The organism is Pseudomonas sp. HN2 (assembly GCF_020736465.1).
Classification (GTDB): domain Bacteria; phylum Pseudomonadota; class Gammaproteobacteria; order Pseudomonadales; family Pseudomonadaceae; genus Aquipseudomonas; species Aquipseudomonas moraviensis_A.
The window spans coordinates 2,697,542-2,711,991 of sequence record NZ_CP085885.1 but is presented as its reverse complement, the minus strand read 5'-3'; the positions used below and the strand labels follow the sequence as shown (position 1 = coordinate 2,711,991).

The window sequence follows — 14,450 nt, the reverse complement described above, 5'->3', positions numbered from 1 at the left end:
AGGAGAACAACAATATGACCACCCCTTTGAAAGTCGCACTGGTCACCGGCGCCGGCAGTGGCATCGGCCGCGCAGTGGCGCTGGGCCTGATGGCCGATGGATTCACTCTCGTGCTCGCCGGTCGCCGACCCGAGCCGTTGCAAGCACTGGTCGAATTGGCGCAGAGCCAAGGTCATCAAGCACTCGCGGTACCCACTGACGTGCGTGATGCGGCCAGTGTCGACGTGCTGTTCGCGACGATTGCCGAGGTCTACGGCCGCCTCGACGTGGTCTTCAACAACGCCGGGGTCAATGCCCCCGCCGTGCCGCTGGATGAACTGACGTTCGAGCAATGGCGTAACGTGATCGACACCAACCTCAACGGCGTCTTCCTCTGCGCCCGCGGCGCGTTCGGGCTGATGCGCAAACAACAGCCGCAGGGCGGTCGGATCATCAACAACGGTTCGATTTCCGCACACACACCGCGCCCGTTCAGCAGCGCCTACACCGCGAGCAAACACGCCGTGCTCGGCCTGACCAAATCCCTGGCACTGGACGGCCGCGAATTCAACATCGCCTGCAGCCAGATCGACATCGGCAATGCCCTGACGGAAATGTCGGTGCGCATGACCAAAGGCGTGCGCCAGGCCAACGGCAGCATCGCCGTCGAGCCGATGGTCGACGTCAAACACGTCGCCGACGCGGTGCGCTACATCGCCGGCCTGCCGCTGTCGGCCAACGTCCTGAACATGACCGTCATGGCCAGCGCCATGCCGTTTGCCGGCCGCGGTTGAGCCGGCCTTTTTATTGCGTAACGAGGTAGCCATGAAGCCAGAAATCCTGCAACTGAGCCCGATCCTGATCCCGCAAATCAACGCGCGCCTGGAAGAACTGTTCACCGTACGCCGCTACTTCCAGCAGACAGACAAGCCCGCTTATATAGAGGAACACGGCGCCAACATCCGCGGCGTCATCACCGGCGGCCACACCGGCATCAGCCAGGCGCTGATGGCGCAACTGCCAAACCTGGAAGTGGTCGCGGTCAACGGCGTTGGCACCGACGCCGTCGACCTTGCCTACGCCCGCGACCGCGGCATCCGCGTCACCGCCACCATCGGCGCCCTCACCGAAGACGTCGCCGACCTCGCCATCGGCCTGCTCATCTCGGTCTGCCGCGGCCTGTGCACCAGCGACCGCTACGTGCGCTCCGGCCAATGGCCGCAAAGCCCAACCCCCCTCGCGCCCCTGCCCCTGGCCCGACAAGTCTCCGGCATGCGCATCGGCATCGTCGGCATGGGCCGCGTCGGCCGCGCCATCGCCACCCGCGCCGCCGCCTTCGGCTGCCCGATCAGCTACACCGATCTGCACCCCATGAGCGACGTCCCCCACACCTTCGTCGCCGACCTCAAACAACTGGCCCGCGACAGCGACGCCCTGATCCTCGCCGCCGCGGCGGACAAGGGCGAAGCGATTATCGACGCGCAAGTGCTGCAAGCGCTGGGCAAGGACGGTTACCTGGTCAACGTCGCCCGGGGCAAACTGGTGAACGAAACGGATCTGGTTGCCGCCCTTGCGGCTGGCGAGATTGCCGGGGCTGGGCTGGATGTGTTCGTCGATGAGCCGAATGTGCCAGAAGTTTTGTTTGGCAAAGAACAGGTGGTGCTGCAACCGCATAGGGCGAGTGCAACATTGCAGACGCGTACGCGGATGGGGGAAATGGTGGTGGCGAGTCTGGTAGATACGTTTGCGGGAAAAGTGCCGGCTGGGTGTGTGACTGGGTGAACGGGTTCCGGAGCGCTGTTCGTGATCGCGGCACACACCGCCTTCGCGAGCAGGCTCGCTCCCACAGGTTTGATTGCGCACATTCAGTGAGAAATGGGGCGTCTGTCAGGCCGCCTTCGCTGGAAAGCCAGCTCCCACAGGTTTTTGTGGCGTGGACAGGAAGCGGCCAACACCCAACGTCCAATGCAGGCTTGCTCTCCACAGAAAAGCAAAAGCAAAGGCCAGATCAAAAGATCGCAGCCTTCGGCAGCTCCTACAATTGGATCGCGCTCCACTCAAAAACAGGTCGGCTACCAGGCCGCCTTCGCGAGCAGGCTCACTCCTACAGAAAATCAAAAGATCGCAGCCTTCGGCAGCTCCTACAAACAATGAGCGCAAGCTCGAGTTCCGCTTTTGATCCTGGAGCCCGTCGGCAGGCTGAGCGGAGGGATTGATCCGGGCGTGGGAGCGAAGCGACCGTACGACGCAGTCGGACACAGCGAGTGTAGGTGCAGCGAAGCAAACCGGAGCCGCTGCGCCAGGATCGATCCCGCAGCGAAGGAACCCCGAGCCTAAGCGAGCGGGCCGAACGTCAGGGCACAGACCTTTGGTTACTTTGGGGCGTCTGCCAAAGTGACCCGCTGTAAGAGCGGAACCGCCAGAAGCAAAACCCAAAAAAACGGATATACACCCAACCCCCCCAAAGCATGGTCGGCCCAAAGGCCGCCAAGCCCCCAAAAAAAACCCCACAACCGGAAAACCAGTGTGGGGCCAAAAAATTGGTTGGTTGCGGCCAACCAAAGGAGCTCTGTAAAAAACCACCCAAGCGCTCAGATCAAATGCAATCCTGAGCCGCCCGCTCAAAACTCGACGGCAACAAATTCGACGCCAGCAAATGCCGCTCATAAATGAACACCTTGCCACCCTTCCCGGCCTTGTAGGCCTCCAGCACGTTATCCGCCGACACCTTGCTCGGCACCACAATCCGATAACTGCGCTGACTCTGCGAAACCGTCGGATTCAACGCACTGCCCTGCAACTTCGGCACCACACACTCAGCGTATTGCGCAGGCGTCTTGCTGGTCTGCAACGTCAGGGTCGGATCGTTCGGCGCCGAAGCACAACCAGCGAGCAACAGGGAAGCCAAAGCCATGGCAGGCACGAATAAAGCACGCATCGGGGGTAATCCTGAAAATAAAGGTTCGGTTCAACCGGCAACGGTTCGACTTCACGGCATCGCCGCTGCCATTCAATTTTTTTTGAGAATCAGCTCGACGCCACCAGGGCCTTGAGCGATACATCGAATTGCTTCAGCGCGTCGAGTTGCAGGTCACGCTGCTGATTGATCTGTGCAGCGACTTGCGGCGCCGCCTGGTTGTGCACCCAGACCGAAGGCAGCTCTCGCTCGATCGAGCCTTCGGCCTTGCCGATGTATTGCAGATCAGCGTCGTAGAACCGCGCGGAAAAGCGCGCCTCGACCAGACTGTTGCGCTGGGTCAGCAAGCGATTGAAGGTGTCGAGCTTGACCACCACATCCGGATGGGCCTGCACCAGCGCATCGAGATTGTCGTAAACAGTCACCGAGACGAACTGCTGTTGCAGCGAACTCACCAGCCAGTCGAGCGCCAGTTCCGGATCGGAGCTGCCGACAAAGGCGTCGCGGATTCGCGAGTCCAGCGCGTCTTTCGCGCCGTTCAGCGCCATGTCGTGGTAGCGCTCCAGGTATTGCAGGTTCTGCAGCGTGTTTTCGCTGAGCAATACACCCACGGTCTGCGTGTGCTGCAACGCCGAGGTGCTGGCGGCGATGGGTTGCAGGTGACACGACCGGGCGTCGTCTGCGTAAGCCGGTGCGGTCACCAACCCGCCCATCAGCAGGGCGATCATTGCCAGTCGAGTCAGAACGTTCATCGCGCAATTTCCTTGAGCTGCGTCTTCGATGGAGGCGATTTTCCGCCGATCGCGGGCAAAGCAGAACTTGCGTTTCTTGATGGTCACTATTACTTCCAGCAATAGTTGCGTGCCACGCAGACTGATGCACACTGGACCTACCAAAAAAATGATGAGGGTCTCGCCTTGAGAACGTTTGATCTGATCCGTGACGCCGTGCTGCCCGAATATCGCGAGCGGGTGGCGGAATACCTGGTCCAGTACGAAACCGTGCTGCTGGACAAAAATACCGACGATGCGCAATTGATCCGCGACACCGCTCACCAACTGCGCGGTTACCTGCGCGGGCTCAATACCACGCGGGTGCTGGGCATGGCCTACTGGGAAGAGCTCGATCGCCGTGTTGTCGACACCTGGCTACGCCCGCAAGAGTGAATGCTGGAGCGCCAGTGGTCTGCCCGGCAAAGCTTCCCCTGCGAAAAACCTGACCAAACGCTTACAATCGCAGGCCTATTGCCATACAGACAGGCCTGCCCGGAAATGCCGCTCGACCCGCCAACGATGCTGACCATCACGATCGCCCTCGCAGCCGCTGCCGCGCTGTACCTGGCGGTCGAGTGGCGCAGTATCCGTGAGCCTTCGCTACTGTTCTGGAGCGCCGGTTTCGCCACCATCACTATCGGTTCCACCCTCGCCCTGCTGCGCAGCAGTGGTTTTCTGCTGCTGGGCATCTGGTTCGCCAATGGCCTGCTGGTGACCGCACACTTCTTTTTCCTGCTTGGCGTGGCACGCTTCACCCAGGCCCGACTGTCGCCGGCGTGGTACCTGATTTTCGCGACGTGGCTGATCATGCTGTTATTGCCGGACGGACCGCTGTGGTCCAAAGCCATGCTGGTGGCCAACTCGCTGCTGGTGGCGATTCCCACACTCAAGGCCAGTTCGCTGCTGCGTCCGCATGGCAAATCATTGAGCGTCGGCGCGGTGCAACTGCGTTATGTGCTGCTCGGCCACGGCATCTTTTATGTCGCCAAGGCCCTGACCGTAGCGATCCCCGGCACGCTGATCGATCTGGCGGCGTTTCGCGGCGAGATCATTCAGATCTCGCTGGTCGAAGGCGCCATGGCGATCATGCTGATCGCCCTGTCGATGACCGGCACCGAACGTTATCGCCGGGAAAAGCAGATCGCCCGCCTCGCCGAGCGCGATCCGCTCACCGCCCTCTACAACCGCCGCGCCCTGGAAAAACGCACGCCACGCCTGCTGGCCGGGGTTTGCGCGCAACGCCCGGGTGCGCTGTTGTTGATCGATATCGACAACTTCAAACTGGTCAACGATCAGTACGGGCACATCGCCGGCGACCGCTTGCTGATCGCCTTGAGCGAAATGATCCGCGCCCGGCTGCCGGCCCATGCGCTGACCGCGCGCCTGGGCGGCGATGAATTCCTGATGCTGCTCAACAACGCTTCAGCCGAAGCTATTCTTGAACTGGGCAATGCCTTGCGCGAACAGTTTCTGGCCTTGGCGTCGCACACCTATCCCACGTCTGCTGCGGTGACCCTGAGCATCGGCGCTACCCTGTTCGACAGACCACCGGCCAGTCTGGATGCGCTGATCGAACTTGGCGATGCCGCGCTCTACGAGTCCAAACGCGGTGGCCGCAATCGCTTGCGCCTGTCCGGCCTTGCCACCCCAGGATGATCCCCGCCATGTCCAGCCACCACACCCCACTGCAAGACCTCGCCGCCCCCGAAGGCGTTTGCTACGGCTGCGGCGGCCGCAACCCGCACGGCCTGCACGTCAAAAGCCGCTGGGACAAGGACGGCCGCCATGTGATCGCCGAACACCTGCCTGAAGCCCAATACTGCGGCTGGCCGGATCTGGTTTACGGCGGACTGATCGCCATGCTGGTCGACTGTCACTCGAACTGGACCGCGATGGCCTGGCACTACCGCGCGGAAAACCGCGAAGCCGGCAGCCTGCCGCGCATCGACTGCGTCACGGGCAACCTCGGGATCAAGTTCATCAAGCCCACACCGATGGGCGTACCGCTGCTCTTGCGCGCGCGGGTCGAAGGTGAGGTCGGGCGCAAGACCCGGGTGATTTGCGAGGTGTATGCAGGGGAAGTGCTGACGGCGGTGGGCGATTCAGTGTTTGTGCGGGTGGATACGGGGCAGTTGGCGGATGCGGCGCATGGCCGCTAAAGCCAAAGCCCCTCACCCTAGCCCTCTCCCAAAGGGAGAGGGAACTGACCGAGGTGTCTTGTGGAAATACGCCGACCTGGGAAACCGAGTCGAACTCAAATTCTGAAAAGCTTGAAAATCGGCTCCCTCTCCCTCGGGAGAGGGCTGGGGTGAGGGGCTGCGGTTCAAGCCACGCAGCCATACTCAAGCCGAAAGCGAAATGTTCTGAGCCAGCTCTTCAACGCGACAAAGCCGCCACACCCGCCCGCGCCGCATGCAGCTTTTTATAGCTCTCGATCAAGCGCAAATGCCGATCCAGCCCTTCCAGCTTCATGCTCGTCGCCGTCAAACCGTAAAAGCGCACGCTGCCATTCACCGATCCAATCGCCGCATCCATGCGCTCGTCACCGAACATCCGGCGGAAATTGGCCTCGTAATCTTCCAGCGCCAGATCTTCATCCAGCTCCATCTCCAGCACCACGTTGACCGCCTGATAGAACAAGCCGCGCTCAACGGTGTTGTCGTTGTACTGCAGGAACGCCTCCACCAGATCCTTGGCCTCGTCAAACTTTTGCAACGCGAGGTAGATCAGCAAGCGCAGTTCCAGGATCGTCAGCTTGCCCCACGGCGTGTTGTCGTCGAACTCGATGCCGATCAGCGTAGTGATATCGGTGTAGTCGTCCTGCTCGCTGCGTTCCAGGCCCTGGACCAGATTACGCAGGCCGACCTTGCTGAGGTTGTGCAAATTGAGGATGTCGGCGCGGAATTGCAGGGCTTTGTTGGTGTTGTCCCAGATCAGGTCTTCGATCGGGTAGATCTCCGAATAATCCGGCACGAGGATGCGGCAGGCCTTGGCGCCGATGTGCTCGTAGACCGCCATGTAGACTTCCTTGCCCATGTCTTCGAGGATGCCGAACAGGGTCGCGGCTTCTTCGGCGTTGGAGTTTTCGCCCTGGCCGGAGAAGTCCCACTCGACGAATTCGAAGTCTGGTTTGGCACTGAAGAAGCGCCACGACACCACACCGCTTGAGTCGATGAAGTGCTCGACGAAGTTGTTCGGCTCGGTGACCGCCTGCCCGGAGAATGTCGGCTGCGGCAAGTCGTTGAGGCCTTCGAAACTGCGGCCCTGCAACAGTTCGGTCAGGCTGCGTTCCAGCGCGACTTCCAGGCTCGGGTGCGCGCCGAATGAGGCGAAAACACCGCCGGTGCGCGGGTTCATCAGGGTCACGCACATCACCGGGAATTCACCGCCCAGCGAGGCGTCCTTGACCAGCACCGGGAAGCCCTGCTCTTCCAGGCCTTTGATGCCGGCGAGGATGCTCGGGTATTTCTCCAGCACTTCCTGCGGCACATCCGGCAGGGCCATTTCGCCTTCGAGGATTTCGCGCTTGACCGCGCGCTCGAAGATCTCCGACAGGCACTGCACCTGCGCCTCGGCCAGGGTGTTGCCGGCGCTCATGCCGTTGCTCAGGTAGAGGTTTTCAATCAGGTTGGACGGGAAGTACACCACTTCGCCGTCCGACTGGCGCACGAACGGCAGCGAGCAGATGCCACGCTGGGTGTTGCCGGAGTTGGTGTCGTACAGGTGCGACCCGCGCAACTCACCGTCGCGGTTGTAAATGCCGAGGGTGTAGTCGTCGAGAATCTCGCTGGGCAGCTCGTCTTTCGGGCCGGGCTTGAACCATTTCTCGTCCGGGTAATGCACAAACTCGGCATTGGCGATGTCTTCGCCCCAGAACTGGTCGTTGTAGAAGAAGTTGCAGTTCAGGCGCTCGATGAACTCGCCCAGCGCCGAAGCCAGTGCGCCTTCCTTGGTCGCGCCCTTGCCGTTGGTGAAGCACATCGGCGAATGTGCGTCGCGAATATGCAGCGACCAGACGTTCGGCACGATGTTGCGCCAAGAGGCAATTTCGATCTTCATGCCGAGGTCGGCAAGGATCTTCGACATGTTGGCGATGGTCTGTTCCAGCGGCAGGTCCTTGCCGGCAATGTAGGTGCCCGCTTGGGAATCGGACTGCGGCATCAACAAGGCCTGGGCATCGGCGTCGAGGTTGTCGACTTCTTCGATGATGAACTCGGGGCCGGTCTGCACCACTTTCTTTACGGTGCAGCGGTCGATGGAACGAAGGATGCCCTGGCGATCCTTGTCGGAGATGTCTGCGGGCAATTCCACCTGAATCTTGAAGATCTGGTTGTAGCGGTTTTCCGGGTCGACGATGTTGTTCTGCGACAGGCGAATGTTCTCTGTCGGGATGTTGCGCGTGTCGCAGTACAGCTTGACGAAGTAAGCCGCGCACAAGGCCGACGACGCCAGGAAGTAGTCGAACGGCCCCGGTGCCGAGCCATCGCCCTTGTAGCGGATGGGCTGATCGGCGATCACCGTGAAGTCGTCGAACTTGGCTTCAAGTCGAAGGTTGTCGAGAAAGTTGACCTTGATTTCCATGCGGGATTACCAGAATACGGCTAAACGAATGGCGGCCATTATCCGGTTTTTGTGCGGGAAGTCTCGCCCTTTCGGGATTCGCCGCTGGCCGGCGATGCTGGAAATCCCGTGGGATTCGCTACACTTTGAACAAATCAGGCGATGTCATAGAACAACAATCTGAACATTGTGCCCGCGCCATTGTTCTAGATTCCCAAGATACCGGATCAAGGACGAGCACATGGCCGTAACTCTCGCTGCGCAGCCAATCCCCACCCCGCAACGCGCCGTGACCCGACGCCTGGCCATCGCCGTCGGCGCGCTGTTCGTTGCCGGTGTCATAGCCGCCATCAGCACCTTGCTGGGCATCGCCAAAACCCTCGATGGCAAGGACCTGGAACAGAATCAGTTCTATTCCGTGCGCGCGGTGGAAAACCGCATCACCGCGTCGAAAAACTACATCACCAGCTACGCCTACTGGACCCGCGCCTTTGAGGCGTTGAGCGGGCCGGTCGACACCGAATGGGCGTACACCGAACAGAACATGGGCAAGACCCTGTTCACCACCGATGGCTATGACGGCGTGTTCGTCCTTGATCGCAAGCGCACCAAGTACGCAGTGATTCGAGGGCAGATGGTCGAGACCGACGTGTCCACGGTGCTGCAAGCCTCCGCCCCGGCGCTGGTCGAGCAAGTGCTGGGGCAGCCCGACCTGACCAAACCGGTCAGCAGCTATTCGCTGTTCGAAGGCTGGCCGGCGCTGATCACCGCTGCCGCAATCATCCCCAACGATGAACGCCCGCTGGATGAACTGAGAAATACCTCGGTACTGGTGTTCGTCGACAAGCTGACCCCAACCAAACTGCGCAAGATCGGCAGCGGTTATGGCCTGACCAATCTGACCCTTGCCCCGGACGAAACGATTGAATCCGGTCAGCCGCGTGTGCCACTCGACAGCACCGGCTACAGCCTGGTCGCCGACCTGCAACGACCCGGCCAGCAATTGTTGTGGTCGCTGGTGCCACCGCTCGGCGCGACGTTTCTGGTGTTGATGCTGCTCACCGCCTATTTCTTCCGCCATGCCTTGCGCTCATCGCAATACGTCGACAACAGCATTCATGCCATGCAGGCGTCGAATCAGGCACTGGAGACGGCCAATCATGCGCTCGAAGCCAGTGAGGAACGCTTTCGTGCGGTTGCCGAAGCGGCCTCGGACTGGATCTGGGAAGTCGATGGTCAACTGGCGCTGACGTACCTGTCGGCGCGGTTCAGCGAGGTGACCGGCTACCCACAGGCCTTCTGGCTGGGGCAAGACATTGGTGAGTTGCTGACGTGCGATACCACGCCGCTGGAACTGTGGCTGCGCAAACTCAGCGAAGAAAACAGCGCGGGGGATTTGCGCTGCACCTACCGCGACCACTCCGGGCAACCGCGTCACTGCCGGCTCTCCGCTCGGCCGATTTTCGACAAGGACAGCGTCGTCGGCTATCGCGGTACCGCCAGCGACATCACCGACGAGGTCGCCGCCCACGCGCAGATCCAGCACCTGTCGATGCACGACGCCCTCACCGGTCTGCCCAACCGCAACAAACTGGCGCGGTATCTGGATGAAGTGCTGATATTGAAAGAACACGCGCCAGCCCTGTCGCTGCTGATGATCGATCTGGACAACTTCAAGCCGATCAACGACTCCCTCGGCCATCCGGCCGGTGATGCGGTATTGCAGGAAGTCGCCACGCGTCTGCGCGAATGCACTCGCGAAAACGACATCGTCGCGCGCCTCGGCGGCGACGAATTTGTCGTGGTGCTCAACGGCATGGACAGCCATCACGAGATCGACAAGTTCTGCACACGGCTGATCGGCAGCCTGCATCAGCCGATCAATTACGAGCAGCATCCGCTGCATATCGGCGCCAGTATCGGCATCGCTCTGAGCCGTCGTCACGGCTTCGTCGCCAGCGACCTGATTCGCTATGCCGACATTGCGCTGTATCAGGCCAAGTCCGACGGCAAGAACACTTGGTGCTATTTCGAAGCGCACATGAGCGACCAGATCCAGACGCGCCGGCAAATGGAAGATGACCTGCGCCATGCGCTCAAGCACAACGAGTTCGTCCTGCACTATCAGCCGCGTTACAAAGTCGATGGCAAACAGATTGTTTCGGTCGAAGCGCTGGTGCGCTGGCAGCATCCGACCCAAGGTTTGCTCGGGCCGGACGTGTTCATTCCGCTGGCCGAGCAGACCGACCTGATCGTGCCGCTGGGCCGCTGGGTCCTGCGCGAAGCCTGCGAAACCGCGCTGGACTGGCCCCATGACATTCTCCTTTCGGTCAACCTTTCGCCTGCGCAATTTGCCCTTAGCGATGTGGTCGAGGACGTTCGCGAAGTGTTGGTCGACACGCGCTTCCCCGCCAGTCGCCTGGAGCTGGAGATCACCGAGAACGTTATGCTCAACGACACCGATGGCGCGCTTACCACCATGAACCAGCTCAAAGAACTCGGTGTACGCCTGAACATGGACGACTTCGGCACTGGCTATTCGTCCCTCGGTTACCTGCGCGCCTATCCATTCGACGGGATCAAGATCGACAAACGTTTCATCGCCTCGATCAGCAGCGGCACCAATGATCGCGCCGTGGTGCAGGCGATCATTGGCCTGGGCAAGGCCATGGGTTTGACGGTGACTGCCGAAGGCGTCGAGACCGAGGAGCAACTGGCGATTCTCGGCAAGGATCAATGCAACGAGGTGCAGGGTTATTTCATGAGTCGGCCGATCGACAAAGCGGCGTTTGCTGATCTGTTACGCGCTTCGAGATTGTCGCCAGTCAGCAAAAAAGGCCGGGTGACCTGAGTCTCAACTGTGCTCGGCAACTCGAACCTTGCCGCTGAATACGCGAAACCCGAAGGTGTTGTAGGCCAGAGTGATCGGGATCAGCACGGCGAAACCGACCAGCATGAAGATCTGGCTGGTCGGGCTGGAAGCCGCTTCGCTCAAGGTCAGATTCGGCGGAACGATGAAGGGATACAGCGCGACCAGCATCACTGCGAAGGCCAGGATGAAGACGCCCAGTGCGGCGAACAGCGGCACGCAATCGAAGCGGCTGCGCAAACCATTGATGAACACCATCGCTAAAGCGCTGATGACCATCCCCGCTGGCAGCCACAGCCAGATACTGGCAAGCCGCCGGGCGTATTGCGGCTGTAACGTTGCCGTCCAACCGATCAGCACCATCAGTAACGCCACGACGACCAGCCCCAGGACGCGGGCCTGACGCGCCGAGCGTCGTTGCAATTCGTCCTCGGTGCGCCAGTACAACCAGCATGTCCCCAGGCAGAGATAACCCAGCACCAGCACCAGACCGCAAAACACCGGGAACGGGTTCAGCCAGTCGCGGCCATCGCCGATGTACTGACCGCCCTGATGCGCAACGCCCTGCACGAGGGTGCCAAGCACCATGCCCTGAACAAATCCGGTCAGCAACGAAGCCAGCGCCAGTACGCCGTCGACGATTCTTTTGCGCTGTTCGTTCGCTGCGTAGTCGCGGAACTCCAACGCCATGGCGCGTGCAATCAAGGCGAGAAACATCACGATAAAAGGCACATACAGCGCCGGCAGCAAAATCGCGTACGCCAGCGGAAACAACGCCAGCAGCCCACCGCCGCCGAGCACCAGCCAGGTCTCGTTGGCGTCCCATACCGGCAGAATCGTCACCGCCATGGCCCGCCGCTGCTGGCTGCAACTTGTGAGGCCCATCAGCATGCCGACGCCCAGATCGGTGCCGTCGAGCAATACGTAGTTCATTACCGAAAATGCCAGCGCGGCGGCGCACAACAGTGTCAGCCAGTCCGTGTCCATGTGTGCGCCTCCTCAGTGCCCGGTTTCGTCGGCAAGGGTTGGCTGCGGCCCCGGTTGATCCGGCTGCGGCGGCTCACGCAACAGGCGCAGCAACACCCACAGGCCGATACCGAAGACCAGCAGATAAAACAGCAGAATCAACCAGGTCGAGCCGACGACTTGCGCCCTGGACACTGACGACAGACTGTCAGCCGTACGCATCAGCCCATAGACCGTAAACGGCTGTCGCCCCACTTCAGTAACCACCCAGCCACTGAGCATCGCCAGAAACCCGGCCGGCGCCAATAGCACGCAAGCACCCAGCCAGCCGCGCGCGGTGTACAGGCGATTGCGCCGACGCAGGATCAGGCTGACCATGCCCTGACCGAGCATCAGCAGCCCCAGGCCGACCATCAGCCGAAACGCAAAAAACACTGGCGCGACGGGCGGGATGTCCTCAGCCGGGAATTCATCAAGCGCGGCGATAGTGCTAGTCAAATCGTGATGCAAATACAGGGAGCCGATGCGTGGAATGGCGACTTCCCAATGATTACGCCGCTCGTCCATATCCGGCCAGGCGAACAGCCGCAGCGGCTCCCCTGCCCCCGGCGCCGGCCGCGTCCACGAGCCTTCGATGGCCGCCACTTTCTGCGGCTGAGCGTGGAGACTGTGCCGACCGTGCAGATCACCGACGACAAGCTGCACCGGCATCAGCACGGCAATCACCCACAGCGCCATGGAGAATTGCAGCCGAGCGCGCGGATTCTCTGATGCTTTGCGCAACTGCCAGCCGCTGATGCCGGCAATCAGCGTTGCACTGCCGATGAACACCGCGAGCAGCATGTGCACCAGACGATACGGAAACGACGGATTGAAAATGATCGCCCACCAATCCTCGGCGAGGAAACGCCCGTCGGCGCCCATCGCATAGCCGGCGGGGGTGTGCATCCAGGAATTGGCAGAAAGGATCCAGAACGCGCTGATCAGCGAGCCCAGCGCCACCGCGCAGGTGGCGAAAAAGTGCAGACGCGGACCGACCTTCTTCAGGCCGAACAACATGATGCCGAGAAATCCCGCTTCAATGAAAAACGCCGCCATCACCTCGTAGAACATCAGCGGGCCAAGGACATCGCCAGCCTGCACTGACAGCCGAGACCAATTGAGGCCGAACTGATATTCCAGAATCAATCCTGACGCCGTGCCCACCGCTACGTTGAGCGCAAACACCTTGAGCCAATAGCGATAAACATCCAGATAAGCCTGGCGCCCGGTCCTTAACCACAACGCTTCCAGCACCATGAGGAAATTCGCCAGACCGATGCTGAACGCCGCCAGCACGATATGGAAACTGATCGTGATCGCGAACTGGGCGCGGGCCGCCATCAGGGCCGAATCGACAGGCTCCATTCATCAGCCGCTGTAGAACACAGCAAGCTTGTTGCCTTCGGGGTCGCGCAAATAGGCCACATAAAAGTCCGGCGTGTAGGCCTCGCGAGTGCCCGGTGGGCCTTCGTCGGTGCCGCCGCTGTCCACCCCCACCCTGTGCACCTGATCGACCTTTTGCCGGGAGTCGGCGCGAAACGCCGGCATCATGCCGTTGCCCGGCGTTGCTCGCTCGCCATTGAAAGGTTTTGAAATGTGTACGCTGCCGGGGCCGTTGGACTTGTCGACGCAATCATGCAGGTAGAAACAGTAATGCTCTTCGCGATCATGCCGGTAGCCAAGCGGCGTCAGGATCGCCTTGTAAAAAGCCGCCGAACGCTCGACATCGTTGGCGCCGATAAACAGATAACTGAGCATGGGAAGTCCTCCGATGGCAGTTTTCAGCCGTGCGTTTCTTCCTGGTTATGGGTAAACACGTTACCGGCATCGCGCACCAATTGGCGCCATTCGGCGCTGGTAATCAGGCCTTGCTCCTCCATCTCGTCGGCGGCCTTGAGCAACTCGTCATATTGCTGCTCCGGATCCAGAGCGGCTTCTGCCTGCTCCGCCATCTTGCGCCAGGCCGCCAGTGATGCCTTTTTCTGCTGATCGAACATACGGGTATCTCCTGAGGGACTTACCCGGTAGAAAAAACAGCGAGAAGGAGGTTCAGGGCAGACGACGGATGGAAGTTAATGCACAAAACCTTGTAGGAATGAGCCTGCTCGCGATAGCGGTAGATCTGCCAGATTGAATGTGAATGTGCCTCCGTCATCGCGAGCAGGCTCACTCCGACAGAAAAGCAAAATCAAGATCAAGATCAAGATCAAGATCAAGATCAAGATCAAGATCAAGATCAAGATCAAAAGATCGCAGCCTTCGGCAGCTCCTACGGTTGGATCGCGTACTCCCTCCAAAAGCAGGTCGGCTGTCAGGCCGCCATCGCGAGCAGCCTCGCTCCCAC

Annotated in this window: 13 protein-coding genes; 6 read left to right on the top strand and 7 right to left on the bottom strand. The window is 60.6% G+C overall.

All coding sequences use genetic code 11. From position 1 onward, the window contains the following. The first annotated feature begins 14 nt into the window (after positions 1–14). Positions 15–773, top strand: a complete 759-nt coding sequence (locus LIS66_RS11925) for an SDR family oxidoreductase (RefSeq protein ID WP_042610293.1) — start codon at positions 15–17, stop codon at positions 771–773. A gap of 31 nt (positions 774–804) precedes the next feature. Next, positions 805–1,761 carry a 2-hydroxyacid dehydrogenase gene (locus LIS66_RS11920; RefSeq protein WP_227974353.1) on the top strand — a complete coding sequence of 319 codons (957 nt, stop codon included), beginning with the start codon at positions 805–807 and terminating at the stop codon, positions 1,759–1,761. An 814-nt stretch (positions 1,762–2,575) separates the two neighbouring features. Here LIS66_RS11920 and LIS66_RS11915 read toward each other — a convergent pair. Together LIS66_RS11915 and LIS66_RS11910 are read right to left on the bottom strand one after the other, a co-directional pair. Then, positions 2,576–2,917 carry a hypothetical protein gene (locus LIS66_RS11915; RefSeq protein ID WP_042610291.1) on the bottom strand — a complete coding sequence of 114 codons (342 nt, stop codon included), beginning with the start codon at positions 2,915–2,917 and terminating at the stop codon, positions 2,576–2,578. A gap of 89 nt (positions 2,918–3,006) precedes the next feature. Then, positions 3,007–3,648, bottom strand: coding sequence for a class II glutamine amidotransferase (locus LIS66_RS11910; protein WP_042610290.1), 642 nt, complete (start codon positions 3,646–3,648; stop codon positions 3,007–3,009). A 165-nt stretch (positions 3,649–3,813) separates the two neighbouring features. On the opposite strand from LIS66_RS11910, the gene LIS66_RS11905 reads away from it, so the two are divergent. From LIS66_RS11905 to LIS66_RS11895, 3 genes are all read left to right on the top strand, one after another. Then, positions 3,814–4,062 carry a hypothetical protein gene (locus LIS66_RS11905; RefSeq protein ID WP_042610412.1) on the top strand — a complete coding sequence of 83 codons (249 nt, stop codon included), beginning with the start codon at positions 3,814–3,816 and terminating at the stop codon, positions 4,060–4,062. A 105-nt stretch (positions 4,063–4,167) separates the two neighbouring features. Then, positions 4,168–5,325, top strand: coding sequence for a GGDEF domain-containing protein (locus LIS66_RS11900; RefSeq protein WP_227974352.1), 1,158 nt, complete (start codon positions 4,168–4,170; stop codon positions 5,323–5,325). An 8-nt stretch (positions 5,326–5,333) separates the two neighbouring features. Then, a complete protein-coding gene (locus tag LIS66_RS11895; RefSeq protein WP_227974351.1) occupies positions 5,334–5,828 on the top strand; it encodes a PaaI family thioesterase in 495 nt (164 codons plus the stop codon). A 217-nt stretch (positions 5,829–6,045) separates the two neighbouring features. Here LIS66_RS11895 and LIS66_RS11890 read toward each other — a convergent pair whose 3' ends face one another. After that, the gene (locus LIS66_RS11890) at positions 6,046–8,250 is read right to left on the bottom strand and encodes an OsmC domain/YcaO domain-containing protein (protein WP_227974350.1); all 2,205 of its coding nucleotides are present in this window, start codon (positions 8,248–8,250) and stop codon (positions 6,046–6,048) included. A 220-nt stretch (positions 8,251–8,470) separates the two neighbouring features. Between LIS66_RS11890 and LIS66_RS11885 the strand changes: the two genes are divergently transcribed. Beyond that, a complete protein-coding gene (locus tag LIS66_RS11885; protein WP_042610286.1) occupies positions 8,471–11,080 on the top strand; it encodes an EAL domain-containing protein in 2,610 nt (869 codons plus the stop codon). 3 nt (positions 11,081–11,083) lie between these two features. Here LIS66_RS11885 and cydB read toward each other — a convergent pair whose 3' ends face one another. From cydB to LIS66_RS11865, 4 genes are read right to left on the bottom strand one after another with little or no spacing between them, the layout of a single operon-like run. After that, a complete protein-coding gene (gene cydB / locus LIS66_RS11880; protein ID WP_042610285.1) occupies positions 11,084–12,085 on the bottom strand; it encodes a cytochrome d ubiquinol oxidase subunit II in 1,002 nt (333 codons plus the stop codon). Positions 12,086–12,097: 12 nt separating this feature from the next. Beyond that, complete coding sequence (locus tag LIS66_RS11875; protein ID WP_042610284.1) at positions 12,098–13,471, bottom strand: cytochrome ubiquinol oxidase subunit I; 1,374 nt, start codon at positions 13,469–13,471, stop codon at positions 12,098–12,100. A 3-nt stretch (positions 13,472–13,474) separates the two neighbouring features. Then, positions 13,475–13,864 (bottom strand): VOC family protein, encoded by a 390-nt coding sequence (locus LIS66_RS11870; protein ID WP_227974349.1) that lies wholly within the window; start codon positions 13,862–13,864, stop codon positions 13,475–13,477. 23 nt (positions 13,865–13,887) lie between these two features. After that, positions 13,888–14,103 carry a hypothetical protein gene (locus tag LIS66_RS11865; protein WP_042610282.1) on the bottom strand — a complete coding sequence of 72 codons (216 nt, stop codon included), beginning with the start codon at positions 14,101–14,103 and terminating at the stop codon, positions 13,888–13,890. Positions 14,104–14,450: the final 347 nt, after the last annotated feature.

Coding starts and splice junctions, on each gene's coding strand:
- LIS66_RS11890 (WP_227974350.1), bottom strand. CDS start 8,250: ATGGAAATCAAGGTCAACTTTCTCGACAACCTTCGACTTGAAGCCAAG.
- LIS66_RS11920 (WP_227974353.1), top strand. CDS start 805: ATGAAGCCAGAAATCCTGCAACTGAGCCCGATCCTGATCCCGCAAATC.
- LIS66_RS11910 (WP_042610290.1), bottom strand. CDS start 3,648: ATGAACGTTCTGACTCGACTGGCAATGATCGCCCTGCTGATGGGCGGG.
- LIS66_RS11885 (WP_042610286.1), top strand. CDS start 8,471: ATGGCCGTAACTCTCGCTGCGCAGCCAATCCCCACCCCGCAACGCGCC.
- LIS66_RS11895 (WP_227974351.1), top strand. CDS start 5,334: ATGTCCAGCCACCACACCCCACTGCAAGACCTCGCCGCCCCCGAAGGC.
- LIS66_RS11915 (WP_042610291.1), bottom strand. CDS start 2,917: ATGCGTGCTTTATTCGTGCCTGCCATGGCTTTGGCTTCCCTGTTGCTC.
- LIS66_RS11925 (WP_042610293.1), top strand. CDS start 15: ATGACCACCCCTTTGAAAGTCGCACTGGTCACCGGCGCCGGCAGTGGC.
- LIS66_RS11865 (WP_042610282.1), bottom strand. CDS start 14,103: ATGTTCGATCAGCAGAAAAAGGCATCACTGGCGGCCTGGCGCAAGATG.
- LIS66_RS11900 (WP_227974352.1), top strand. CDS start 4,168: ATGCCGCTCGACCCGCCAACGATGCTGACCATCACGATCGCCCTCGCA.
- LIS66_RS11870 (WP_227974349.1), bottom strand. CDS start 13,864: ATGCTCAGTTATCTGTTTATCGGCGCCAACGATGTCGAGCGTTCGGCG.
- cydB (WP_042610285.1), bottom strand. CDS start 12,085: ATGGACACGGACTGGCTGACACTGTTGTGCGCCGCCGCGCTGGCATTT.
- LIS66_RS11875 (WP_042610284.1), bottom strand. CDS start 13,471: ATGGAGCCTGTCGATTCGGCCCTGATGGCGGCCCGCGCCCAGTTCGCG.